Annotated in this window: 6 protein-coding genes and 2 pseudogenes; 1 reads left to right on the top strand and 7 read right to left on the bottom strand. The window is 54.4% G+C overall.

Features of this window, described 5'->3' with window-relative positions; all coding sequences use genetic code 11:
- Positions 1 to 675: 675 nt before the first annotated feature.
- A pseudogene (locus F1642_RS14725) lies at positions 676 to 1,209 on the top strand (type IV secretion system protein); the annotation flags it as partial.
- Positions 1,210 to 1,488: 279 nt separating this feature from the next.
- Here the strand turns inward: F1642_RS14725 and F1642_RS14720 are convergent.
- From F1642_RS14720 to F1642_RS14695, 7 genes and pseudogenes are all read right to left on the bottom strand, one after another.
- Positions 1,489 to 2,502, bottom strand: a complete 1,014-nt coding sequence (locus F1642_RS14720) for a type IV secretory system conjugative DNA transfer family protein (protein ID WP_255522470.1) — start codon at positions 2,500 to 2,502, stop codon at positions 1,489 to 1,491.
- Position 2,503: 1 nt separating this feature from the next.
- Positions 2,504 to 2,800: pseudogene (locus F1642_RS16645) on the bottom strand (type IV secretory system conjugative DNA transfer family protein); the annotation flags it as partial.
- A gap of 52 nt (positions 2,801 to 2,852) precedes the next feature.
- Positions 2,853 to 3,212, bottom strand: coding sequence for a type IV secretory system conjugative DNA transfer family protein (locus F1642_RS14715; protein ID WP_194886593.1), 360 nt, complete (start codon positions 3,210 to 3,212; stop codon positions 2,853 to 2,855).
- A 288-nt stretch (positions 3,213 to 3,500) separates the two neighbouring features.
- Positions 3,501 to 3,884: a hypothetical protein gene (locus tag F1642_RS14710; protein ID WP_194886592.1), complete on the bottom strand. Its 384-nt coding sequence runs from the start codon at positions 3,882 to 3,884 to the stop codon at positions 3,501 to 3,503.
- 5 nt (positions 3,885 to 3,889) lie between these two features.
- Entirely contained in the window at positions 3,890 to 4,159 is a 270-nt protein-coding gene (locus tag F1642_RS14705; protein ID WP_194886591.1) for a hypothetical protein, read from the bottom strand.
- A gap of 433 nt (positions 4,160 to 4,592) precedes the next feature.
- Entirely contained in the window at positions 4,593 to 5,561 is a 969-nt protein-coding gene (locus tag F1642_RS14700; RefSeq protein ID WP_370582891.1) for a relaxase/mobilization nuclease domain-containing protein, read from the bottom strand.
- Positions 5,562 to 5,885: 324 nt separating this feature from the next.
- Positions 5,886 to 6,203, bottom strand: a complete 318-nt coding sequence (locus tag F1642_RS14695) for a hypothetical protein (RefSeq protein ID WP_194886589.1) — start codon at positions 6,201 to 6,203, stop codon at positions 5,886 to 5,888.
- Positions 6,204 to 6,507 lie beyond the last annotated feature (304 nt).

The raw sequence follows: 6,507 nt of genomic DNA, 5'->3' as shown, positions 1-6,507 counted from the left end.
GCTCTTGCGATCAGCTCTATCCCGACTGGAACGAGTCCCGGCCACTAGTCGAGGCGATCTGGGCAGAGGTCAGCCCCGACTCTAAATTTGTGTGGGGTGAGGCTGAACGCGGCAGGTTTGAGGCTGCGCGAGACAAACTGGCCGATTATAGCAGACCGTTACTGCCTATGGTCACAAGGCTATGCGCAAGCGTGGAGTAAGATCATGGGATTCATCGAACGAACCTACTTGAACACCATGGAATTGTTGGCGTCACTGGGGCCAATCTCAATTCGAAGCGGTCGCATCAGAAATTGCCGGGACAGCTCAGTTGGTTTCGGCTCTTATCGCGGTTCTGGTTCTTCTGAACATGGCTCTGCAAGTCAGACATATTTGAAGTTGGGAACTTCGGTATGGCTGATCTTCAAGCTCGTTCTGGTCGCACTGTTCATGCAGAGCTTGGGCGGACTTTAATGGCGTCTTTTCAGCCATTGAGGGCGGCTTTGGAGCAATTGGAAACGCCATGTTGGCCGGGGGCCTTGGCGTTGGGGAAACAGAGACAAGTTTTCCTAGGGAATTGGACAACCTTGCAGAAAACATGGGAACTACGCCAATGTCACTGCTGGTCGTTTGAACATTCTGGTGGGATGATTAACGCCCTCATGTTCATGGCTATCGCGGTCTTTTGGCGCACTTGCTACATTGGCAATGGTCGCATCTAGGGTCGTCCTGGCTGTGCTTGTCGGCTTGGCCCCCTTCGCAATCCTCGCAACGCTTACGGCGCAAACAAGATCCTACTTTGATACGTGGCTGAGCGGTGTGATTAAGGTCTTGATGTATCCGCTTATCCTGATCGGCATTTTTGCGACGATTTTGGGTATGGGCAACGCGACGATTGCCAGTATCGACCCCGAGGCGGTTGATACTATCGGTCAGATCACGCCTGTTCTGATGGTACTCGTCCTCGCATCCTTCCTCGTCCTTCTAAGCCCTTTGATCGTCACGATGGTCGCTGGTGACTTCGCCCTGGGGGCGGTCACGGCGATTGTGTCTGCAAGGGCGATGAAGACAGGAGCTGGCGCGCTGCGATCTGGTGGTGCCGCAGCACGTGGGTTGGTAACGGGGCTGCTGGCATCGAGCCATCAACAGGCGCAAGCGTTTCAGCCCGCGCGGGCAACTACGCAGGACAAGCAGCTCGGGGCGTGGTCGCAGATACCGCGTCGTACATGAAGACCCGTCAGCAATACCAATGATGCGGTGAACTTCGCGCTAACCAGATCAATCGAGCGTCTGAGCGATTGGCAAGGCTGCGACGAAAATGAAAAAGGGGGGCATTGCCCCCTTCTCTATTGCTAGCTAAGTCGCCTCTGGCGGCTTTTTTTTTGTCTTCGTCAATCTTCTCTACATCGCCGCTTTCGACGGGACCGTCAGTAATGTCGCTTACCAATTTCAAGCTGAAATTGCTGTCCGAGATTCAGCTTGTCCCGCTTTGCTTTCTTTCTGGTCCGATCAACGACCGCGGGGCACAGGTTCTGCGTCCTTTAGTTTTCGGATTTCATCATAAAGGTCTAGCGATGATGCTACATAGGCCGCGACGGTCTGCATGTCGTCAGTCGTAAGATCCCTCACCGAAGGCAATCTCAAGGTCTGCGGTTCGTCCTGAGGCGCTTGCTCGGCTTTCCCGGTCGGTATCACTGGTGATTGTGCGCCTGTGTAGCGGGCTGATCCGCGTTCTCTGCCGATCCGGGCGAGGTCCGCCGGCTTCTGTCCGTCCTGTTCACTCGGCTGTTCCGCCTTATTGGCAGGCGCATCTTTCACCGGCGGCGGCGGCTGCTGCGCTTTCAGTGATTTGCGTTCAAGGTGATTGATCCGCGATTGTAGAAGTGACTTCTCAACAGCTTCCCAGCTCAACTCGTTCTGCATTTCCAGAATTTTCGCAAAATGCCGATCCCTGTGGTGAACGATAGCTTTAACCTTCAACGGCTGCTTGCCGTTGACGATGATGATGCTCACGTCCTCAGGTAAGCGTCTTGCTCCGTCCTCAGTTAGCAGCGGCCTTTCATCGGTTCGTTCGGTCAACGTAACCCGCTGACCAAGGCCGACTTGTCGAGACCGCGTGATCGCCCGTTTGCTCGTCATGCCACAAGCTTTGGAAAGATCCTCGATCGTCATTTCCTCGGATGGCGTCATGTAGAGCTTCAACCCCGCACCGCCTTGTATCGAGAGCCGTTCTTCGTAGGAGTAGATTGAGTCCAGCACAGGGATTGTCTGAGTAATAATTGCAATTCGACCGTGGAAACCCCGAATGGTCGTCATCGCACGTGCAACAGCAGTCATCTTTCCGAGAAGATGAAACTCGTCCAGAATTATCATTGCATGATAGGGCTCGTCTTTCTCCGGCATCCGACTCTGGATCGTCGCAACAAGCTCGTTGAAAAAACAGCCTGACCAATCCTGCAAGCGGCTCAAGATCAGCTTCAGCAACAACAAAATAAATCGAAGTCTTTTCACGGCGAAGATCATTGAAAGTAAAATCACTTGCCGAGGTCATGTCGTCAATATGCGGGTTGGCCCAAAGGTCAAATCCGGCATTATTCAAGACAGACTTGTAGGAACTAAGCGTTTTCGTCTCAAGCTTAGCCATACCTGCCAATTCGGTTCGCAGGGCTGGCTCTTTGGCAGTCTGAGAAAGGTTTTTGATATGCTTTTGAAGATCGCCTTCACCTTCTGATAGGGCACGGTGAATCCCTCCGAGGGTGAAGTCCTTTCTTTCATAGGCCACGCCACCCATAACGCTGAAAAGCTGAATCGCACCCTTCAACCACTCCCCTGCCCCATCAGCCTGAAGAAACAAAGTAGCGATTTTGCGGAGTTCAAAGTTGATCTGTCCGTAGTCTGTCAGCGTTTCCAATTCGCTCAAGCGGGTTGTACCGATGCGATGGTTTTCCAAATTCTACAGGGGCAAATTTATAGATTTTATTGCCCATATGTGCCCGCCATCTGGCGGTGTTTTTGAAATTCTCCCCCTTAACATCAAGTGTGACTGTAGAACCTTCGAAGGTAAAAAGGTTGGGGTAGACAAAACCGACGCCTTTACCTGCGCCTGTTGGTGCTACGATCAAGCAGTTGGGGTATTTATCTGACGTTATAAACTGGCCCCGAGATTCAGGCGCAGAAGTCTTTGCAAGAATGAAGCCTTTGCCCGGCTTACCCAACAATTTGTTGCGCCGCATTTCCCAACGCGACTGCCATTCAGACGTGCCTTGTTTTGTCAGAGCCTCAGACGCGGAGTGTGCGCCAAAGGCGAAACCGCCTATGGCAAGAAACAGAAAATATCAACCAGACCTGCGTGAAAAGACCCTCGTCCTGCGTCCGAAGATCGAATGCATTCATTATGAGATAGTCGTAACCTATGGTCCCATATAGGTTTTGATCGACCCACAGCGTTGCAAAGATATAGGCGAGGATTACCCCGCCCATCGTGAAAAATAGCCCAGAGGCAAGTTGACGTTGCATGTCTGCTACCTTTCGTACTCGTTGCTGCGGTCGCGATCTTTGTCAAAAGTCTCTTTGAGATAGTCCCGGTGATCCGACATGAGCCGCTCGGTTTCATGCGACATGACAAAGCCGGTGCTACGGTTGTTCATTTCCGCCTGCACCATGAGCTGTCGGCCAAAGACCTGATCTTTGGTGATGTGGTCGATGGCGCCTAGATCGCCGCGGCGGAAACGGTCGTACTGAGCCTCGGTGGTGTTCTCTTTCAGCAGGCGAATGACTTCCTGGTGTTCCTCGGCGCTGTCTGTCAGCGAGTAGTCGCTGCCACTCTTTGCCCTGAGGTCGGCAAATGCGTCTACCGCAGCCGCACGCTGTTCCGGCCCCTCACGCTCCCGCTCGTCCTCGGCCAAGTAGCCTACGAACGGGTTCTGTCCTTGGCGTAACGATCCCACATTTCAGACGCCAATGTTGCGTGGGCTGGCGACTTCTCGGCGAACTCTGAAACCTGCGGCTCGAAGGCATCCATCTCATTGCTGGCTTTCTCATATGCCTCTGTGTCGTTGCTATACCGTTCCGCAGCATCCCATTCCTGACGCTGGAACGACATTTCAATGTCCTGACGTTCGGCGTCAGTAACCGCCACTGCATCGAGGCTGCGGGGCTTCCAATGCGGCATCACGCTCATTCGCAGGCACGTACCCTTCCGGGGGCATGACAACATCGGTTGACCTGTCCCAAAGAGCAGATGCGAAAATCGCGTGTTCGCGCGACTGCTGCGAAAATTCGGTGAAGCGGGTTTGCGCAGCCTCAACCTGATCCTGTCCCCTACTCCGCGCTTCGCTGTCATCAGAATAGCCATAGCTAAAATCGGTGCGGCTGAACTGGTGTTCGATGCTGTCGCGTTCTGCGGCCGTCAACGTAGGACGCCCGCTAGCGTCAAGATAATCGCGTTCGAGCTGAGGCACTGGCCGTATATCGTAGTGTGCCTGAAGATCCTCGCGGATTCTTGGTACACGTTTGTCAGCTCGGCAATCGCCTGTTGACGCTGCTCCGGGTCGGACAGGCTTAGATCGGCAGCTTTTGCGACCTGACGTAGATCGTCCTGCATCCACATCTGTTCAAGGTACAAGCTCCCTGCCCCTGCTTGCAGGCGCGTCGTGATAGCTTGTGCATTCAATCCTGTGTCTCGGGTGTATTCTTCGATCCGCTCCGCTGCCTTCGACCAGGTGAAGTCGTTTTCCATCGGCCTTGTGCATGTAGATCGACATGCCGCGCGGGTCTTCGTGCAAACCTTTGGCGTACCCGGCATCAGGACTCAGCGCGGTGAACGCTGCCATATTTTCGGAAAGCTGCTTTTCGTAAGGAACACGTTGGGTCGCATCCTTCGTCAGAAGAACCTCCTGCGACCTTGCAAGTGCGTCGTTCAAAAGAGACGCGTACTGATCGAATTTCTCCAGCTCGTCGGCGCTAAGGGCAGGCATTTTGTAATCTCCTTTGTTCGACATAAGCATGTTCGCAACGCCCTCATATGCGTTCTCAAGGCGCTGACAGTCTGCGTTGGCTGCAATTACAGCCATCGCCTCGTAACCAATTTTAGCGAAGCTCACTTGCTCTTGCGCATACAAGAGATCGGTCCCAGTCCGAGGCCGCTGCTGCGGTGCGCGGCCTTCCCGGCTTGCATTCCACTGCTCGGTTTGCGTCGGCTGGCGATCGGTAATCCCGCGTTCAAAGCGCGAAGTTGGATCGAGCATGATACCGCGCCGTTCGGCATGTTCCGCCATCGCTTCACGGAATGCCTCATAGCTGTAATCGGTCCCCCGCCGCATATTGAACAGGCTGTTGTCGCTGCCACGGCGGTTCAAGACGATATGGGCGTGGGGGTGGTGTTCCTGGTCGTCGTGAATGGCCGCGACATACTTGAAACGCACATCACCATCTTCAAATTTCTCGGCGCATATATCGCGGACGATCTCTGTCACGTCCTTGATTGACGTACCCTCCGGAAAACTGAGGATCATGTGCGATGTCTGACCGTTCCGGGTATTCGCCCACCAGTTATCGGAAAGGCTGTCTACAAGCCTGTTGATTTGCTTGTTTGTTGGCTCATCGTGCGCCCTAAGAATGCCGCTCGGATCAATGACCTCCGCAACCTTGTCGTCGCGGAAAAATGTAATTGAGCTGGCCCTTCAGTCCGCTTTTGCTGTCAACGCCACCCGTTCGCACGAGCTTAAAAATGGCCTGACCGTGGCGTGCGCCGACCCGGCTCATGCGGCTGACAGAAAGCCCCTTCCCTCTCGAAGACTTACCGCCCGACGACCCGCTGCCTTTGCGCCATGGCGATCCGTTGCGGCTTGACTGCTCCCTGTCGAACAGTCGGCCCATAACCTGTTCGATTGCAGAGTAATGTTTACTCATCGAGGGTGTCCACCCGCCTCGTCAGCAGACAGTCTGCCATGCAGGGTTGCAGCCTTCACCTGCATGTTGCGAAGCATGGCCCCGACCACCTTCTTCAGATTTTCCACCTCGTCGTTCGCCTGGCGGATGCGTTCGATCTGCTCCGGTGATGGATTTGCAGTCCCGGTCTTCTTCACAGACACCGACAGAGCCGCCGCGATCTGGTTAAAATTGCCGCCTAAAGCGGTCAGGTGCCTCATGGCTTCTGCAAGAAACTGTTCTTCAGCAGGGCTGGAATCGTAAAATCCGCCGACCGCCCGTGTCATTTTGCGCAAGAGAGCGGCCCTGCTTCGACGCAACATTCTCCCGAACAAGCCTGTCTAGGCCAGCCTTTCTCATGGGTCGTCACCTTCGCTCCGACGGTCACGTAGGCGGCGCGGTCTCCGAGGATAGCGCCCTGGCCGCTTTTGATCCGGTAGACCGTCGATGGCGCAACGCCAAGCTGCTGCGCGATTGTCGCGGCCTGAATGACCCTGCGAAAGAAGGGTCCGAATGCGGTTCCGGCGCTCAAGAGGTTTCACACAAATGGCTCCGAAATGCAATTTTGGTTAACATTGGACATATCCTGCAACTCAAACA

The organism is Paracoccus sp. NBH48 (assembly GCF_015390265.1).
GTDB classification, from domain to species: Bacteria; Pseudomonadota; Alphaproteobacteria; order Rhodobacterales; family Rhodobacteraceae; genus Paracoccus; species Paracoccus marcusii.
The sequence above is the reverse complement of the archived record's forward strand: the minus strand, read 5'-3'. Positions and strand labels throughout refer to the sequence as shown.

Bases quoted from the DNA above. Each gene is read 5' to 3' on its own strand.
- F1642_RS14720 (WP_255522470.1), bottom strand. From the start codon at position 2,502: ATGATCTTCGCCGTGAAAAGACTTCGATTTATTTTGTTGTTGCTGAAG.
- F1642_RS14715 (WP_194886593.1), bottom strand. From the start codon at position 3,212: ATGCGGCGCAACAAATTGTTGGGTAAGCCGGGCAAAGGCTTCATTCTT.
- F1642_RS14705 (WP_194886591.1), bottom strand. From the start codon at position 4,159: ATGAGCGTGATGCCGCATTGGAAGCCCCGCAGCCTCGATGCAGTGGCG.